This window comes from Desulfovibrio simplex (assembly GCF_055387835.1).
Map to the genome: position 1 here is coordinate 367,534 of NZ_AP042377.1, position 16,906 is coordinate 384,439.

Below are 16,906 nucleotides of genomic sequence, written 5' to 3' on the forward strand. Positions count from 1 at the left end.
CTTGTGCAGACTTATGTTCGCCGTAATTTTCGCAATACCGGCTCCATAATGGACGGGGCCAGCCACAGGCACAAAGGCAAAAAAAGCAGCAAAAAGGCGCAGCCGCCCAGGGCAAGGGCCAGCAGGGCCGCCCACAGGGCATGCAGGCCAAGATCAGCCGCGCGGCAGAGGGCATAGGCGCTCAGCCACCACGCGGCGGCAGCGCCGGGCAGGGAGCAGCCAATGGCGCGTAACGCAAGACCGCACAGGCCGGCAAAAGCGCCCTGTCCCTGCCGCCGAGCCCACAGCGCCATGAGCCACAGCACGTAAAGGCTCACGCTCAGGCCGGAAAGGGCGGCAATGGCCCATGCCCCGTGCGGCACAGCCCAGTAATAGTAAATGGGCAGGCAAACCACTGTCATGATTGTGCCGGTGACAGCCGGGGTTATGGTGTCGCCGTGGGCATAATAGGCCCTTACCAGCACCATGTAGATGATCCAGAACGGCGTTGCGGCCAGCATGATTTGCGTGAGCGGGGTGGCGGCAAGGGTTTCGGCGGGGCCAAAGCGGCCGCCCTGAAAAATGACGCCCAAAATAGGCCCGGCGCAGGCCGTCATGGCCAGAGCGCAGGGGATGATAAGCCCCAGACTGGCCCGCAAGGCCGTGCGCAGGGTGCGGTCAAAGCCCTCCCTGTCGCCATCGGTAAGCAGCTTGACCAGAAAGGGATACGACGCCACGGCGGCTGCCTGCCCCATAAGGCCCACAGGCACCTGCGTGATGCGCCGCGCGTAGTTGAGCAGGCTTACGGCTCCGTCGCCCACCAGTGACCCGAAAACGCGCAAAAACTGCTCGTCCAGCATCATGATGGTCTGCCCCAGCATGAGGGGCAGGGCGGTGACAAGAAATTTGCCCATGAGGGGATGCCGCCACACGGCCCGCAGGCGCATGCCGTCCTGCATGGCGACCATGAGGGGCAGAATGAAGGTGCCGACGGCGGCCCCGAAGGTCACGCCCACGCAGTAGCCCGTCATGCCTTCAAGGTGTCTGAGTATGGAGGCGGGCAGAGCGTTCTGCACCAGGGGCAGCCCGGACAGCCAGGGCAGGGTCAGGCCGCCAAGGATGATGCCGCCGTTGTAGATGATGGGAGCCAGCGCGGGCACGCGGAACTGCCGCCGCAGAAAAAGCAGGGCCGTTATGCAGGCGCCGCAGAGAAAGAAAACCTGCGCGGGCAGCACGATACGCATGAAAAAGGCCAGCCGCAGCCACTGCTCCGGCGTAAAGCCGGGGGCTATCAGGCGGGCCAGGGGTTCGGCGGCCAGCATGCCCGCCAGGGTCAGAGCCAGTGAGGCCGTACCCATCCAGCAGAACACGCAGGAAAAAAACTTCCAGGCGTCGTCCTCATCCTCCTGAAAGCGGCGCGACAGCAGGGGGATGATGGTGATGGACATAAAGCCGCCAGCCAGCATGTAATTGATGATGTCCGGCACCACAAAGGCGGCGAAGTACATGTCCGCCTCGCCCCCGGCCCCGAACTGCCACGAGATGACCTTGTCGCGCACAAGGCCCATGAGGCGCGAAATGATGGTGCTGGCGGCCAGAATAAGGGCCGCCGCACCCATGCGTTGTCTGGCGGACAGAAGGCCCATCAGCCGCGTTTTCCTGCTGATTTCTTGCCGGGCCTGCCGGATTTTGCGGGAGCGGCCGTACCGTTTTTGCCGCTCTTGCCGCCCTGTCCGTTGCCTTTACGGGACGACGGTCTGCCGGGCTGGGCGGGTTTGCCCGCGCCGTTCTTTTTTCCTTTTCTGGCGGGTTTGCCCGATGTTCCGTTTTTGGAGCGGCCATCACCGTCGCCGGGCGAAACCAGCTTCCAGCCGGAGGATGAACCCTTGCGGCCCCCGGCAGCGCGGCCCGCTCCTGCGCCCTTGCCACGCGCGCCTCGCGCGCCCCGGCTGCCGATGCCCTTGGGCAGTTCCAGCGGCATGAGGCGGATTTCAAGGCGGCCCAGATTCACTTCGGCCAGGGCCACGTCCAGCTTCTGGCCCATGTGCCAGATGATGCCGGAATGCTGGCCCACAAGACTCATTGTGCGGGCGTCAAAGTCATACCAGTCGTCGCCCAGGTCTTCCACGCGGATCATGCCTTCCACAGGCATTTCTGTCAGTTCCACGAAAACGCCAAAGTCCGTCACGCCCGCCACAATGCCGCTGAAATGCTCGCCCACGCGGGGCAACAGGGCAAGGCAGCCAAGGCGGCGGTCCATTTCGCGCTCGCAGGCCATGGCCGCCCGTTCGCGCCTGTTCAGCTGGTCTGCTATGCGCAAAAGCTTCTGTCCGGCGGGCACAGGCCCGGCGTCCAGCCCAAGCGACGTTTTGAGCGCCCTGTGGGTGAGCAGGTCGGCATACCGTCGGATGGGCGAGGTAAAGTGGCAATAGGCCACGGATGCCAGCCCGAAGTGCCCCTCGTTGACGGGCATGTAGCGCGCCTGGGGCATGGCCCGCAGGCAGAGGCGGTTGACCAGGAATTCCTGCGGCGTGCCCTGGACAGCGGCCAGTACGCCCTGCATGGAGGCCGCCGAGGGCCGGGGCGGCAGGTTTTCAAAACCCGTGGCTTCCAGCGTGTCAAAAAGGCTTTCAAGCCTTTCGGGGTCCGGTTCGGGGTGTATGCGGTAGAGAAAGGGAATGCCCGCGTCGCGCAGGTGGCGGGCCACGGCCTCGTTGGCCGCGATCATGAATTCTTCGATGAGGCGGTGGGCGTCGTGCCGCAGGCGGTGCCCAAGCCAGGCCACGCGGCCAAGGTCGTCCAGGCGGCATTCCGCTTCGGGCAGGTCAAAGTCCAGCGTGCCGCGCTGGCGGCGCACGTCGCGCAATACGGCGTAAAGCGCGAAGGCCTTGTCCAGCATGGCCAGCACTTCTTCTCCGCGCTCCTGCGCTGCGAGGTCGGCGAGGGCGGCCGTATCTTTGTCCAGCAGGCAGGCTTTGACCTGATCGTAGGTCAGGCGCGCCGCCGAGCGCATGACAGCCTGCGAAAAACGCGGCTTGCCCGGCTGACCCTTGGCGGTAAAGGGAATTTCCGCCAGCACGGCCAGCCTGTTTACGTTGGGACGCAGGCTGCACAGGCCGTTGGACAGAATTTCGGGCAGCATGGGTTCCACGGAACGGGGAAAATACCAGGAATTGCCGCGCGAAAGGGCTTCGGCGTCAAGCGCGCCGGGGCAGCCGCGCCCGCGCGGGCGCACATAATGGCTCACGTCGGCAATGGCCACGCGCAGAATCCAGCCCTTGCCTCCGGGCTGCTCCTCCACATGGATGGCGTCGTCAAAGTCCCTGGCGTCAGCGCCGTCAATGGTCACGAGCGCGAGATGGCGCACGTCCTGCCGGCCCTTGAAGTCGGCCTCTTCAGGCTCGCCGGGCAGGGCCTGGGCCTCGGCCAGAACTCCGGCGGGAAAGTCGCGGGGCACTTCGTGGTTGAGCTTGACCAGCTCTTCCTGCACGGCCACGTCGTCTTCGCGCCCGTAGTCGCCCAAAAGGCGGGCGCTCCACAGGTCGGAGGCCAGGGGCTTGACGGGGGCCAGCAGCACGAGGGTTCCCTGAGCCGGGGCTGGCGTGCCTTCGGGCAGTTCCACGTTGAAATCTGCGGGCAGGCGGCTGTCCGCCGGGCGGCAGAAGATGCTGTTGCCGTGGCGGTGGACCACGTGCGCGGGCACTTCCTTGAGGCCGCGTTCAAGCACTTCGAGGACGCGGCCTTCAGGCGAAGGGCCGCGCTGCGCGCCGGGCGCAAGGGCCACGCGCACCATATCCTTGTGCCATGCGCCGCCGTTCTGGGCAGCGGGGATGTAGATATCCTTGTCTCCGGCAAACTGCCAGCGCGAGTCGCCAGGGTCGTCATCATCGGCAGGGCGCATGGGCGTCACAAAGCCAGCGCCCTCGCGCAGGGCGCTGAAGCGCCCGGTAACGCTTTTCAGGTTTTCGGGCCGTGTCCACAGCCCCCCGCGCAGCCGCAGCGCGCGGCCATGCTGTTCAAGGTCTTCAAGCGCGGCTTCCAGTTCTTTTCTGTCGCGGCGGGCAAGGCCCAAAACGCGTAAAAGGCCGTCCAGGCGCATGGGGCGGTTCTGGGCGGCAAGGGTTTGCAGCAATTCTTCATGAGAAGGGACGCTGCCAGTGATCGCGGCAGCACTGGTGCTGCCGCGAAGTTTTTTTTGTTTTTTCATAAAATTCATTCACTCTGCAAGGCACGAAAAAGGGGCAAAAGGCCAGACCTTTCGCCCCCTACTGCGTGCTTGCTCTCAGGCTGTGCCCAAGTGCGGCTATCAGTTGCGGTTGCCGCCGAAAAGGCGCAGCAGCATGAGGAAAAGATTGATAAAGTCCAGATACAGGGTCAGCGCGCCAAGGATGGCGCCACGGCGCACGGCCGTCGCATCGTCCAGGGGAGCGCTTTCGCCGAACCGGCGCAGCTTTTGCGTGTCATAGGCGGTGAGGCCCGTAAAAATAAGTACGCCAAGGCAGCTCACCACAAAGTCCATCATGGCGCTCTTCAGGAAGATATTGACGACCATGGCGATGACAATGCCGATGAGGCCCATGAACAGGAAGCTGCCCATGGCGGTAAGATCGCGCTTGGTCACTGTGCCGTAGACGGTCATGGCCAGGAAGGTGCCTGTGGTGACCAGAAAGGCGTTGGTGATGGACGCGATGGGGTAGATTACAAAAATGGACGACAGCGTAGCCCCTGTCAGCGCCGAATACAGCAGGAACAGGCCGGTGGCCGTGCTGCCGGACATTTTGTGCACGGCGGCCGAAATGGCGATAACCAGGCCGAACTGGGCCACGATAAGGGCGATCATGATCAGCGAATTGCCAAAAATGACCTGCTGCACTGCGGGCGTGCTTGCTACAAACCAGGCCATAAGGGTGGTGACGCCAAGGCCCACGGTCATCCACTGGTAAACCTGGCGCATGTAAATGGAAGCAACGCTACTGACGCCGCTTTGCGCGACACTGCGGGAATTCGACATTATATCCTCCGAAAAACTGTTGAAGCCTGACCGACCCCGGCATTCCTCCATGGACTGCCGTACGGCACTGCCGCGAGGATGATGTCCTTTTGCATGCCGGACAAGCCGTATCTCCTGTCTTCTTTCATATACTATATGACACAAGCCCGGTTTAGCAAGTCCTGCCCCGCGCAAAACGCCGATAATCCGGAATGCGGGCGCGCCACATTGCCTCAATGTCAGCGCAGGATGCCGCATGGGACGGCATGTGACATTTGCGCGGCATATGTCGTCTGCGCGGCCATATGTCGCCAAAACGGCGTGCAGGCGTTATCTGACAGTAACTTGATGGGCGCGGGCTGCCGTGGTAGCGTTGCGGAGCAGCCGGGCGGACGTCCGGCCATCATACCGCAGCAATGTAAGGAGTTACATATGAAATTTTTCCGTTCCGGCGTCATGTTTCGCGCCCTTGCCCTGTCTCTCTGTCTGATGGCGGCTCCGCTCATGGCCGTGGGGCTTGGGCTTTCTTCCGCCCATGCTGCCGCTCCCGATCCGGCTGTGAAGCTTGAGACCAACTATGGCGACATCATCGTGCGCCTGGACGCCCGCAAAGCCCCCATCAGCACCGCCAACTTTGTGCAGTACGTCAAATCGGGGTTTTATGACGGCACCATTTTTCACCGGGTCATCAAGAATTTTATGGTTCAGGGCGGCGGGTTCACCCCTGACCTGAAGCAGAAGGAAACCCGCGCCGCCATCCGTAATGAAGCGGATAACGGCCTCAAGAACAAAAAGTACACCATCGCCATGGCCCGTACCGGCGAACCGCATTCGGCGACAGCCCAGTTCTTCATCAATACCAAGGACAACGATTTTCTGGATTTCAAGAGCCAGACTCCCCAGGGTTGGGGCTACGCGGTCTTTGGCAAGGTGATCAAGGGTCAGGAAGTGGTGGACAAGATCGCCGCCGTCACCACTGGCAAAAAGGGTTACTATGACGACGTGCCTATGGAAAACGTCACCATCAAGAAGGCCGTGATCGTTGAGTAGTGCTGCTGCGCAGTGATGATTCGCGCTTTGGCGCAGGAAAAGGGGCCGCAAGGCCCTTTTTTTGCGCCCTGCAGACATGGCGGATTTTTTATCTTTGATTTTGGCCGGTTGCGGGTGGGCGGGAATTCTTCGCAGTCAGCGTTTCAAAGCAAAACAATGCAGGGCCTGTCCTTCGAGAGAGTTTTGTTGTGCCCTGCGGGGCTGCGGCTCTGAAGAAAACAAAGCAGGGCTTGTCCTTTGAGAGTGGGCTTCTGTGCCCTGCGGGCACGGCGGCTTTTCATTTATTTCGTTTTGGCCGCCTGCGCGGCGGGCGGCAAGGCGGGGCCGGTTATGGGGCTGCGCCCCCTTCTCGGCCCCCCTTGCATCCCCCCCGAAGCACCCCCCTGTCCTACCCTGGCCAACAGTTTCTCTTTTTCGGGGGCGGCTACGCACGAACCTCGCCGACGTGTCGGCTTCGGTTCTTTATGACGCCGCCCCCGGCGTTGCCCCACTCCTTGCCTGAGAAACAGCACAGGCTCGAGTGTGTTGCCTGCGTGACAGCACTTTTAGGTTGAACCACGCCGGTCTTATCATCGCCTTGGGGTAACGTACGCGGAAAACAATTTCAGAATACATTGTACTCTTTGTGAGGTCAGCAAAACGACAGAAACAAAACTGTTCTCGGCACCGCGTACTGCATAACCATCCAAACGGTCAGGATAAGAACCATACTCATCGCCACAGAATACCTGTCCAAACCAAAGGAATGCCATTCTCGAGGCTCTCACCAGTCAATAAGACGCCCCCACGAACCTCCATTCAGTACGGCGGCGCATGCTGGGATAAGGGGTCCTTCATCGAACTCCCATTCAGCGCGAACCCGCACACTGGCATTGCGCGGCGCGGAGGGAGATCGCCGAGCAAAGCGAGGAAGCTCCCGAAGCGACAGCCGCGCAGCCCTCGTGGAATGGCGGAATATGGAAAACCCTTGAAGACTAGCCCGTGGGAGTGGAGAGGTACGACAAGCCCAGCGGGGTAGTCCGGGGGGAGTGCAGAGGGGGCCTCGGAGGGGCGGCAGCCCCTAACAGGCCCCCATCTGCCGCGCGCCGCGCAGGCGGCCCAAACAACATAAAAAGAAAAGCCCCGTGCCCGCAGGGCACAGAAGCCGCCTCTCAAAGGACAGGCTCGACTTTGTTCTCTTTTAAGCCCCTACAACGCTAGTACCGCCGCCACTGCGTGTCTTTATCCAATAGTGATACGCAATTCCTGAGAGTCCTTGCAGTCAACCAAACGGCCCCCTCTCAGTCAGAACGAACCCGCACACTGGCATTGCGCGGCGCGCAGGGAGATCACCGAGCGAAGCGAGGAAGCTCCCGAAGCGACAGCCGCGCAGCCCTCGTGGAATGGCGGAATATGGAAAACCTTTGAAGACTAGCCCGTGGGAGTGGAGAGGTACGACAAGCCCAGCGGGGTAGTCCGGGGGGAGTGCAGAGGGGGCCTCGGAGGGGCGGCAGCCCCTAACAGGCCCCCATCTGCCGCGCGCCGCGCAGGCGGCCCAAACTAAAATAAAGAAAAGCCGCCGTGCCCGCAGGGCACAGAAGCCTCCTCTCAAAGGACAACCCCTGCTTTATTTTCTTCAGAGCGCTCGCCGCGCATACCCACGGCCTTGCCACGCGCCGCGCAGGCGGCCAAAATCGAAGAAGTCGCTATTTTCCCGCAAGAGCGGCAAAGCGCCGCATGGTCAGATGGCAGATGGCCACGGCCAGAGCGTCCGAGGTATCCAGCGCCCAGTCGGCGTTTTTGACGTTGAGCAGGCGCTGCACCATAAAGGACACCTGTTCCTTTTCGGCGCGGCCCGTGCCCACCAGGGATTTTTTTACGAGCGTTGGTTCATAGTCGCGTATGACAAGGCCGTGAGCGGCGCAGGCGGCCACGGCCACGCCCCTGGCCTGCCCCAGCTTGAGGGCGCTGGCCGCGTTTTTGGCGGTAAAAACCTGCTCAATGGCGGCTTCATCGGGTTTGAGGCGGGCCACGATGGCTGAAAGCTCATGATAGATGCGCGCCAGACGGTCAGAAAATTCCTTGCCGGCCGAGGCCGTGCGCACCACGCCGCAGTCCATCAACTGCAACACGCCTGAAGTCTCGCGCACCACGCCCCAGCCCGTGCGTTGCGAACCGGGGTCGATGCCCAGAACCGTGACGGCTCCTTTAGCGTTGCACGTCGGCATATTACAGCAAAAACGAGGTGATGACGTAGTCCGCCGCCAGAATCAGCACGCAGGATATGACCACGGCCGAGGTTGTGGCGTTGCCCACGGCTTCGGGACCCACGCTGTCGCGCCGCATGTTGGTGTAGTAGCCCTGGCGGCAGCAGATGGTGGAGACCAGCAGGCCGAACACAATGGCCTTGATGAAGCCGCCGGACACGTCCGTCATGGTTACGGAACTGGAGATGCGGTAAAAGTAGGCGCCCTGGTTGATGCCGAGCATGAGCACGCCCGTGAGATAGCCGCCAATGATGCCGATGACGTCAAAAACGGCCGTAAGCAGGGGAAAGCTGATGAGCGAAGCCACAAGGCGCGGGCTGACAAGGTAGCCCATTGAGTTGATGTCCATCACGTCCAGGGCGTCGATCTGGTCGGTGATGCGCATGACGCCTATTTCCGCCGTCATTGAAGATCCCGCGCGTCCTGTGAGCATGATGGCCGTAAGCACCGGGCCAAGTTCGCGGATGAGCGTCAGCGACACGGCGGAACCGAGCATGCCCACGGACCCGAACTGCACCAGGGTGTAATAACCTTGCAATCCCAGCACCATACCGCAAAAAATGCCTATGAGCATGATGAGAAAAAAGGACTTGGAGCCGATGATATACAGCTGCTGCAAGGTGCGCGGAAATATCTTTCTGCTGGCGAATATCTGGGCGAGCCCCTCGAACATGAAGATGGCCGTGCCGCCCAAAGCGTCCAGGCCGCGCAGGCAGGGACGGCCAATAAGGCGTAAAAAGCCTGTGAAGGTAAGGGCTTGTGTCATGTGGACTCCTTAGGGCAGTTTACGGATGAAACAAGGTAACTGCTCTGCAAGGATTTTTCTGAAAAATCCTTGCCACGAAATGCGAGCAGGCGGGCTTTTGCCGGCCGTGCGCGAGCATTTCAAGTGTTAAGGAAACGCTGATTTCTTTCGTTTGGCGGCGTTGCTTCGCTTTTTTTGAAACAGTCGAGGACAGAAGAGTCCACTCCTGCTTCAAAAAAAGATCGCGCCTTGCCAAACGAAAGAACTGCGCGTTTCCAAGAGGCTCTTTAATCAGTGCTTCCTTAAATGCTCTGGGCCGGATTGCCATTGCGAGCATAAGTCCCCACCGTTATAGCATGTAACTTTAAAAAAAGTTACATGCTCAGCGGCCCGTGCCGCGACTTTTGCCGGGTACGGCTTTTTTGGACTTCTGTATGGGCGCGCCGAGTTTCATGCGGGCAAGCTCTTCGCGCAGGTTGTTTGCGTCAATATCTGTGCCGCGCATGTTGACCATGACCAGTTGAACCTTGCCGCTTTTTTGCAGGCGCGTGCGTATGCCGCGCTCTTCAAGATTTTTGCGCAGCTTGTCGGCATCGTCAGTGCTTTTGAAGGCCGCTACCTGAAAAACAAAATCGTACTGCGGCGCTTGCGGGGCTGCCGGCTTTTGGGCCTGAGCCGATGCCTGGGCCTGCGTCGCGGGAGTTTTTGGAGCAGCCTGCGCACCAGCCTGCGCTCCCCCTTGAGACGGCTTGATGCCCCAGGCGGCCAGGCTGTTGGCGCTGGGCCGATCAAAGGGATACGCCGAGGGGTTGGCCGGGCTGGCGGTCTCGGGGGCTGAAGGAGCTGCGGCCGCAGCCGGAGCCGCCGCCTGCGGTCCTGCCGCAGTGCCGTCAGGGGTGGGCGCTTCCTGGCCTTTGTGGGCTGCGGCGTCGGGTTCCGCCCCGGCCGCCGTCGCTGTCGGCGTATTCGGAGCATCCGCGCCGCCTTGCGCCGCCTGCGGGGCCTGTTTGTCCAGTTGCAGGCCGGTCATCTGCTCGACGCGCTGCTCCGGGTTTTGTCCCCGGCCCACCATAAAGCCCATAAAGAAAGACCAGCCCACGGCGGCCATGAGTATGAGTCCCAGCAGGGTGGCCATGGGCGCCGACAGGCGTAGGATGAGCCGTTTTTTATCGCTTGCGGCGGGGCTTGCGGCGATTTTTTGTCTGGGCTTGCGTAGCGGTGGGGGCATTCCTGATCCTTGTGTGCGTTCTTGGAGCAATTTCACTAGCAATGCTGTCGCCATCCGTAAGGCTTCTTCGTCGCCTAACGGCTGCCGCTTGAAATTGCTCTGGCGACTGCGTGAGCAGGCGCCCGCCGCGAAGGCGTAAGCGCAGTTTATCTGCGCGGTTAAACGCCGTAGTGAGCGTGTCTTAAACTTTGAGAATGTATATTCTCAAAGTTAATCTGCTCTACTGGCGTATGCGCCGGACGGACAGGGTGAACCGCGCCCGCCCGGCGTCACAAACAAATCCTGCAATACTACATGCTTTCCGGCGCGCTGACGCCGAGCACGTCCAGGCCGTTGCGCACGACCTGACCAACGGCCCGCAGCAGGGCCAGACGGGCCAGGGTGCGCGGGGCGTCATCGGCCAGCAGTACCTGATGCCTGGCGTAATAGCTGTGCAGAAGTCCGGCCAGATCCGTCAGGTAGTGGCTCACATGGTGCACGCCCAGGCACTGCGCGGCGGACTGCAGCATGTCTTCAAACCCGGCAACCTTGCGCAGCAGGGCCATGTCTTCGGGCGTATCCAGCGGGGCCAGCAGGGCGGCGTCCGTTTTTTCGGGCAGCTCGAAGCCGCGTTCGGCGGCCCGGCGCAGCACCGCGCAGATGCGCGCATAGGCGTACTGCACGTAGTAGACAGGATTGTCCATACTGCGCTGCTTGGCAAGCTCCAGGTCAAAGTCCAGCGGACTGTCGCTCTTGCGCGATAAAAACATGAAGCGCGCCGCGTCCGTGCCCACTTCCTTGATAACGTCGGACAGGGTTTCAAAGGTTCCCGCCCTGGTGGACATGCTCACGGGCTGGCCTTCGCGCAGCAGGTTCACAAGCTGGATGAGCACCACGTCAAAACTGCTCTGATCCTTGCCCATGGCCGTGATGGCCGCGCGCATGCGGGGAATGTAGCCGTGGTGATCAGCGCCCCAGATGTCGATAAGCCAGTCAAAGCCGCGCTCGAACTTGTCGTGGTGATAGGCGATGTCGGAGGCAAAGTAGGTCAGCGTGCCGTCGGATTTTCTGAGCACGCGGTCCTTGTCGTCGCCGAGCTGCCCGGTGGCGAACCAGAAGGCATTGTCCTTGTCATAGGTATAACCGGATTTGCCCAGCGCCGCAAAGGCCGCATCCACCGCGCCGTCTTCCACAAGGGTTTTTTCCGAAAACCAGCGCAGGTGCTCCACGCGGAAATCGCGCAAGTCGTCCTTGATGCCGTTGAGGATGTCGTTCATGGCCTTGTCGTAGCACATGTCCTCGCCCTCGGCTGCGGGCATGTCGGGCAGGGCGGGATTGGCTTCAAGCATTTCGCGAGCGATATCAATGATATAGTCGCCCTTGTAATAGTCTTCGGGCCATTCCACCGTGCGTCCGGCCAGTTCCAGCACGCGCAGCCATACGGAAAGGCCCAGCAGGCGCATCTGGCGACCGGCGTCGTTGATGTAGTATTCCGTATGCACGTGGTGTCCGGCCTTGCGCAGCAGGCGGGCCAGGCTGTCGCCAACGGCGGCCCCGCGCCCGTGACCCACATGCAGCGGGCCGGTGGGGTTGGCTGAAACATATTCCAGAAGCACCCTGCGGCCGGGCTCCTTGCTTTCGCCGTAGCTCTGGCCCGCGCTTTCAATATCGGCGACGGTTTCACGCCAGAATGCCTGGCTGAAGGTCACGTTGCAAAAGCCCGGTCCGGCGACCTCAACCTTTTCCACATCAGGGCAGCGCTCCTGAAGCTTTTGGGCAAATTTTTGCCCAAGCTCGCGGGGATTGGTTTTGGCTTCCCTGGCCAGCAGCATGGCCGAGTTGACGGAAAGATCGCCGTGGCGGGGATCGCGGGGCGGCTCTATGACCGTTTTGGCGGGCCAGGCAAGGCCCTCTTCTTCAATAATGGCCGCCAGGGCCGTGCGCAGGGTTTCAATGGCGCGCATAGTGCTTTCGCATCCTTTACGTATACAGGTTCTTCTGGTGCAGTTTGTCACTGCGGCGGGGCAGTCGGCCCGTGTCCGTCAGTCGGCTCCGGCGTGGGGCCGGAGTATTTTTGTCTTGTGGGGCCGCGTGCCTTGGCAAAGGTATCTTCGCAAAGGTTCAGACGCTTTCGCCTGGGCGCGCAACCGCGCGGACGCCCAGTTTTAATGCCGTTGCCCGGCGCGTGCGCCGTCACGCAGCGCGTGGGCTTTTTCAGCGGGCGTCTGTCCCCGCAGCCGGCAGGGCCGCTTCAGTATGAAAGCGCTCTAGCCAGCCAAGGCCGCCGCGCTTTCGGCATTATTGACAAGCTCAACAGTCAGTTGATCCGCCTGGGCGCGGTCGGCCAGACAGGGAGCGACCATCTTGCCGAGCACGGCCTTGGGGCCCAGTTCCAGCCAGCGGCGAGCGCCGTCATCGTACTGATTGCGCATGGTGTCAATCCACTGCACGGATGAGGTCATCTGGGCCAGCAGGCTTTCGAGCGCGCTTTCGCCCTCGTGAACGGCCTTGCCGTGGGCATTGCAGTAGACGGGGAATCTGGGTCTGCTCCAGGTGGCCTTGCGCAGCTGCGGAGCCAGCTCCTTGCTGGCGTCAGCCATCATGGGACTGTGAAAGGCTCCGCTGACCTTGAGTTCAATGCCACGGCCCTTGGCTTCTTTCGCCTTCTGGCAGGCCAGGGCCACGGCGGCCTTGGTTCCGCTGACGACAAGCTGCCCCGGCGTGTTGTAGTTGGCCACAAGGATCATCTCGCCGCACTCGGCGGCGGTGTCGGCCACGATCTTTTCCACCTGGGCAAGATCCAGTTTGAGCAGGGCGGCCATGGCTCCCTTGCCTTCAGGGTCCGCTTCGGCCATAAGGCGGCCGCGCAGGCTGGTCAGTTCCAGCACGCTTTGGGGCGAAAGCACCCCTGCGGCGGCCAGTGCGCTGAATTCGCCAAGGCTGTGCCCGGCGGCGGCCAGGGGCTTCACACGGCCGGCCACGGCGCTCCAGAGGTTCAGGTTCACCACGGTAAGGGCCGGTTGCAGGGCGCGTGTGTCATTCATGGCGGCGTCGTCGCCGTCCCAGTAAATTTCGCGCAGGGGCAGACCGCTGGCCCGCTCGGCCAGTTTCCAGAGGTTCATGGCCTCGGCTGAGGCTTCAGCCAGATCGCGGCCCATGCCCGCTTCCTGTGATCCCTGACCGGGAAAAAGCAGAACGGCTTGTGTCATCGGAACGTATCCTCCAAGGGCGCGGCAGGCAGGCCGCATGTGGTCAAAAATGGCGCGGCGTGACCGCAAGCCCTCTTTTTTACGTTATCGGCGCGGGGCTTGCAAGTCCCGGTCGGCGGGGCTATGAGTATGCACCGGCATGATCGTGAAACACCGGACGGCAAACAGTACAGGAGCAGCGCAAGACCATGCAGCGACAAGCGGTAGACAGGAAGGAACTGGCACGGCTGGCGGCGGCCACAGGCGCGGACGTGCCGCAGGAGGCCCTGGAGCCTCTGGCCGTATACCTTGAGATGCTCTGTCAGTGGAACAAGGCCATGAACCTTGTGGGCCCGCACTCCTGGCAGGATATGCTCACCCGTCTTGTGGCGGACAGTTTTCATCTTGCGTCCTTTCTGGACAGCCTGTCCGTGCCCGCCGCTCCCCTGACCTGGGATCTCGGCGCGGGCGCGGGGCTGCCGGGCATACCCCTGCGCATGTTGTGGACGAAGGGCGCGTATTATATGGTTGAAGTGCGGGAAAAAAGGGCGCTTTTTCTCTCCAGCGTGCTTTCGCAGACCCAGTTGCCCAACACGCACGTTTTTCGCGGCCCGGTCGAGCATTTTTTTCACGGCCAGTATTATCCGGCGGATTGCATTGTAAGCAGGGCCTTCATGCCCTGGCGGCAACTTCTGGATCTGACCTTGCCCCGGTTGCGCCGTGAAGGACACCTTGTGATCCTGGCGCTGGAGCCCGCGCCGGAAGTTCTGCCTGCCCCCTGGCGTCTGGCCGGGCAGCGCAGTTACGTGGTCGCGGGCAGCGGGCGCTGGTTCTGGGCGCTCACCCCCGATATGCCGGAAAGCGACCGTAAAACCTTCAGCGCCGGTCAGCATAAAGAAGACGGAGCATAGCATGCCCCAGCAGAGCCCTGCCCCTGAAAACAATCATTCGGCGGAACTTTCGCCGGAAAACGCGACGCGCGGCCTTTCCGCCAGCGCCGGGCATATGCCGGAATCCTCTGAAAATCCGCGCGCCACGGGCGGAGCCCTGGGCGATGCCAACGGGCCTGTGGGGCGCGATGCGCGCGTAAATTCGCAGGGTTTGGCGCATCCGTGGGCCTTGCCGCGTGCCACGCATCTTGGTTTTCCGCCAGGGCCGGATGTGGCCGGGTACTGGCTGCGGGGATTTTTCTGGGGTGTCGTGACGCTTGTGATGGCTTTTGGGCTGCGCATGCTGGAATGGCCCTGCTGGCAAAATCCCGAATACCGTCTGGGCAGCCAGTGGCTTCTGGCCACGCACGACGCCTATCACTGGGTGGCGGGAGCAGAGGGCATCGGCCTTGCCGTGGGGCACCCCATGGCGGAAATGCTGCGTTTGATGGCCGAAGCCCTGGGCACGTATCCCGCCGCTGTGGCCTTCTGGTTTCCGGCGGTGCTGGCAAGCTTTGTGGCGCTTATTGTCTACGCCTGGGTATGGGCTTTGGGCAGCATGGAGGCGGGCGTGGCGGCCGGTCTGCTCACATCGCTTGCGCCGGGCTTTCTGGCCCGAACCATGCTCGGCTATTATGACACGGATCTTGTGACCCTGTTTTTTCCTCTGCTCATGACGCTGGCCCCGGCCAGCTGGGCCATGCGCTACATGCTGCTGCCGCAGATGGTGCTGCGCCGTCTGGCCATAGGGTCTGGCATCATGACGGCCAGGCGGCTGTTCAGCCGGGGCCTGCCCGAAGACGGGCTGGTCGAGCGGCTGCGCCATGCCGAACACCTTGGCAATCCTCTGCGCTGGCAGTGGATTGTGCTGCTGGGCTGTTCGGGCGTCATTTCGTGGTGGACGCAGGAATGGCACTCGGTTTTTCCCTATCTTATCCGCTACAACGTGCTCCTGCTGGCCTTCATGAGCCTTATCATGGCTCCGCGCGGGCGGCGGGCGCTGCTGCTTCTGGGCAGCCTCGCGTATGCCCTGCCGACGCTCTCGGGCCCGGTGGGTCTGGGCTTCAGTCTGCTGCTTCTGCTGGCGGGCACAAAGTCCGGCCTCAGGGCGCGGCGCATGCTCTGCCGTCCGTGGGTTCTGGTTCTGTTGTGGGTAGGTGTTGCGGCCCTGCTGGTGCGCGGTGAAATTCTCGCCACGCTCATGAACCACGTCAACGCCTACCTGAAGCACGCTGGCGACGTCAAAAGCACGGGCGAAGGCGCTGTGCTCGTGTACCCCTCGGTGAACCAGTCCATCATCGAGGTGCAGGACCTGAGCTTCGCCGCCCTGTTCCCCTATTTCCATCCCTGGATGGAAGCGGCCATCCTTGGCCTTCTGGGTTTTTTTGTGGTGATGGTGCGCCGGCCGGGAGCACTTTTTCTGCTGCCGCTGGCGGCTCTTGGGATTCTGAGCACCAAGCTTGGCGGGCGCATGGTCATGTTCGGCGCGCCTGTGGTCGCCCTGGGGCTGGCCCTGCCCCTGTACTGGGTCTGGCAGCGCCTTTTGCGTACCAACCTGCGCGGGTCCGTGGCCGGGCTGCTGACCTCCGCCGTGCTGGTGGCCCTGATGGTGGTTCCCTTTGTGGAGATGATCCCCGCCATGTCGCAGGGGCCCATGATCAACCGCCGCCACGCCGAAGCCCTGACGCGGGTGCGCACCATGACGCCCCCGGATTCCATGCTCTGGCTGTGGTGGGACTGGGGCTACGCCGCCCACTATTTTTCACGCCGCGCCACCATTGCCGACGGCGCGCAGCACGCAGGGCCGTCGCTGTACTTGCCCGCCGCCGTTTTCGCCACCGACAATGCCCGTTTTGCCCGCCAGCTCATCCGGTACACGGCCTCGCGCGGCAATGAGGCCGGCAATGTTTTTGAGGGGCTGGACGGAAATTCGGCCCAGGCCCTCATGGACAAGCTGCGCTCTGACGAAACGCCGCTCATTGAGGCCAAGGGCAAGCTCTATCTTGTGGTGAGCTTTGAAATGCTGCGGCTGGGCTTCTGGATAAGCAATTTCGGCAACTGGAATTTTGTCACGCACTCCGGCGAGGGCGGGGCGCTGTCCATTGTGCCGCAGGAGCTTGCCTACAGGCTGGACACGGGCGAAGTGCGCCTTGAGGGCAGCACCAGCGCCATCTACGCCTCATCCATCAACGTGTTTGAAGAAACCGGCGTCACGCGGCACAACTATATTCAGGAGTGGTTTGACGCGCATCCCAATGCCACGCCGCAACAGCAGCAGGAATTTTTGTCCAAGCGGCGCAATATCAACTTTTTCTTCAACCGCGTGACAGACGAAAAACTGGCCATGGACGAAGGGCTGTACAATTCGCTCATGGTGCAGCTGCTTATGGGCGAGCCGCAGAACCCGCGTTTTTCGCCCTATTTCAAGCTTGTGTATGACAACGTGTTCGCCAGAATTTACGAAGTGTTGTAAGAACGCGCGCCGCGCTGGCGCAAGGGCGTTAGAGCATTTTAACTTTGAAAAAGTGTAAAGGCTCTGACGCTGCACGAAAGGGCGGCGCGCCACAGCGTG

The 16,906-nt window shown here is 61.9% G+C and carries 12 protein-coding genes; 3 read left to right on the plus strand and 9 right to left on the minus strand.

Features of this window, described 5'->3' with window-relative positions; genetic code table 11:
* Positions 1 to 11: 11 nt before the first annotated feature.
* From murJ to ACZ5DH_RS01530, 3 genes are all read right to left on the minus strand, one after another.
* Positions 12 to 1,625: a murein biosynthesis integral membrane protein MurJ gene (gene murJ, locus ACZ5DH_RS01520; protein ID WP_464255407.1), complete on the minus strand. Its 1,614-nt coding sequence runs from the start codon at positions 1,623 to 1,625 to the stop codon at positions 12 to 14.
* Positions 1,625 to 4,186, minus strand: a complete 2,562-nt coding sequence (gene rnr / locus ACZ5DH_RS01525) for a ribonuclease R (RefSeq protein ID WP_464255408.1) — start codon at positions 4,184 to 4,186, stop codon at positions 1,625 to 1,627. The genes murJ and rnr overlap by 1 nt, the downstream gene beginning before the upstream one ends.
* A gap of 99 nt (positions 4,187 to 4,285) precedes the next feature.
* Positions 4,286 to 4,990: a Bax inhibitor-1/YccA family protein gene (locus tag ACZ5DH_RS01530; protein WP_464255409.1), complete on the minus strand. Its 705-nt coding sequence runs from the start codon at positions 4,988 to 4,990 to the stop codon at positions 4,286 to 4,288.
* 411 nt (positions 4,991 to 5,401) lie between these two features.
* Between ACZ5DH_RS01530 and ACZ5DH_RS01535 the strand changes: the two genes are divergently transcribed.
* Positions 5,402 to 6,019, plus strand: coding sequence for a peptidylprolyl isomerase (locus ACZ5DH_RS01535; protein ID WP_464255410.1), 618 nt, complete (start codon positions 5,402 to 5,404; stop codon positions 6,017 to 6,019).
* Positions 6,020 to 7,704: 1,685 nt separating this feature from the next.
* Here ACZ5DH_RS01535 and ruvC read toward each other — a convergent pair.
* The 6 genes from ruvC to ACZ5DH_RS01565 form a co-directional block, all read right to left on the minus strand.
* Positions 7,705 to 8,226, minus strand: coding sequence for a crossover junction endodeoxyribonuclease RuvC (gene ruvC / locus ACZ5DH_RS01540; RefSeq protein ID WP_464255411.1), 522 nt, complete (start codon positions 8,224 to 8,226; stop codon positions 7,705 to 7,707).
* A gap of 1 nt (position 8,227) precedes the next feature.
* Complete coding sequence (locus ACZ5DH_RS01545) at positions 8,228 to 9,031, minus strand: MlaE family ABC transporter permease (RefSeq protein ID WP_464255412.1); 804 nt, start codon at positions 9,029 to 9,031, stop codon at positions 8,228 to 8,230.
* 19 nt (positions 9,032 to 9,050) lie between these two features.
* Positions 9,051 to 9,347 carry a hypothetical protein gene (locus ACZ5DH_RS01550; protein ID WP_464255413.1) on the minus strand — a complete coding sequence of 99 codons (297 nt, stop codon included), beginning with the start codon at positions 9,345 to 9,347 and terminating at the stop codon, positions 9,051 to 9,053.
* Between the two features lie 45 nt (positions 9,348 to 9,392).
* Positions 9,393 to 10,238, minus strand: a complete 846-nt coding sequence (locus ACZ5DH_RS01555) for an SPOR domain-containing protein (protein WP_464255414.1) — start codon at positions 10,236 to 10,238, stop codon at positions 9,393 to 9,395.
* A 290-nt stretch (positions 10,239 to 10,528) separates the two neighbouring features.
* Entirely contained in the window at positions 10,529 to 12,181 is a 1,653-nt protein-coding gene (gene argS / locus ACZ5DH_RS01560) for an arginine--tRNA ligase (RefSeq protein ID WP_464255415.1), read from the minus strand.
* 303 nt (positions 12,182 to 12,484) lie between these two features.
* Positions 12,485 to 13,426 carry an ACP S-malonyltransferase gene (locus ACZ5DH_RS01565; protein ID WP_464255416.1) on the minus strand — a complete coding sequence of 314 codons (942 nt, stop codon included), beginning with the start codon at positions 13,424 to 13,426 and terminating at the stop codon, positions 12,485 to 12,487.
* A gap of 188 nt (positions 13,427 to 13,614) precedes the next feature.
* Between ACZ5DH_RS01565 and ACZ5DH_RS01570 the strand changes: the two genes are divergently transcribed.
* Positions 13,615 to 14,316: a 16S rRNA (guanine(527)-N(7))-methyltransferase RsmG gene (locus tag ACZ5DH_RS01570; protein ID WP_464255417.1), complete on the plus strand. Its 702-nt coding sequence runs from the start codon at positions 13,615 to 13,617 to the stop codon at positions 14,314 to 14,316.
* A gap of 1 nt (position 14,317) precedes the next feature.
* The gene (locus ACZ5DH_RS01575; RefSeq protein WP_464255418.1) at positions 14,318 to 16,807 is read left to right on the plus strand and encodes an STT3 domain-containing protein; all 2,490 of its coding nucleotides are present in this window, start codon (positions 14,318 to 14,320) and stop codon (positions 16,805 to 16,807) included.
* Positions 16,808 to 16,906 lie beyond the last annotated feature (99 nt).

Excerpts from the sequence above, each read along its gene's own strand:
- ACZ5DH_RS01545 (WP_464255412.1), bottom strand. The coding sequence starts at position 9,031 with ATGACACAAGCCCTTACCTTCACAGGCTTTTTACGCCTTATTGGCCGT.
- argS (WP_464255415.1), bottom strand. The coding sequence starts at position 12,181 with ATGCGCGCCATTGAAACCCTGCGCACGGCCCTGGCGGCCATTATTGAA.
- ACZ5DH_RS01535 (WP_464255410.1), top strand. The coding sequence starts at position 5,402 with ATGAAATTTTTCCGTTCCGGCGTCATGTTTCGCGCCCTTGCCCTGTCT.
- ACZ5DH_RS01575 (WP_464255418.1), top strand. The coding sequence starts at position 14,318 with ATGCCCCAGCAGAGCCCTGCCCCTGAAAACAATCATTCGGCGGAACTT.
- ACZ5DH_RS01530 (WP_464255409.1), bottom strand. The coding sequence starts at position 4,990 with ATGTCGAATTCCCGCAGTGTCGCGCAAAGCGGCGTCAGTAGCGTTGCT.
- ACZ5DH_RS01550 (WP_464255413.1), bottom strand. The coding sequence starts at position 9,347 with ATGCTCGCAATGGCAATCCGGCCCAGAGCATTTAAGGAAGCACTGATT.
- murJ (WP_464255407.1), bottom strand. The coding sequence starts at position 1,625 with ATGGGCCTTCTGTCCGCCAGACAACGCATGGGTGCGGCGGCCCTTATT.
- rnr (WP_464255408.1), bottom strand. The coding sequence starts at position 4,186 with ATGAAAAAACAAAAAAAACTTCGCGGCAGCACCAGTGCTGCCGCGATC.
- ruvC (WP_464255411.1), bottom strand. The coding sequence starts at position 8,226 with ATGCCGACGTGCAACGCTAAAGGAGCCGTCACGGTTCTGGGCATCGAC.
- ACZ5DH_RS01570 (WP_464255417.1), top strand. The coding sequence starts at position 13,615 with ATGCAGCGACAAGCGGTAGACAGGAAGGAACTGGCACGGCTGGCGGCG.
- ACZ5DH_RS01565 (WP_464255416.1), bottom strand. The coding sequence starts at position 13,426 with ATGACACAAGCCGTTCTGCTTTTTCCCGGTCAGGGATCACAGGAAGCG.
- ACZ5DH_RS01555 (WP_464255414.1), bottom strand. The coding sequence starts at position 10,238 with ATGCCCCCACCGCTACGCAAGCCCAGACAAAAAATCGCCGCAAGCCCC.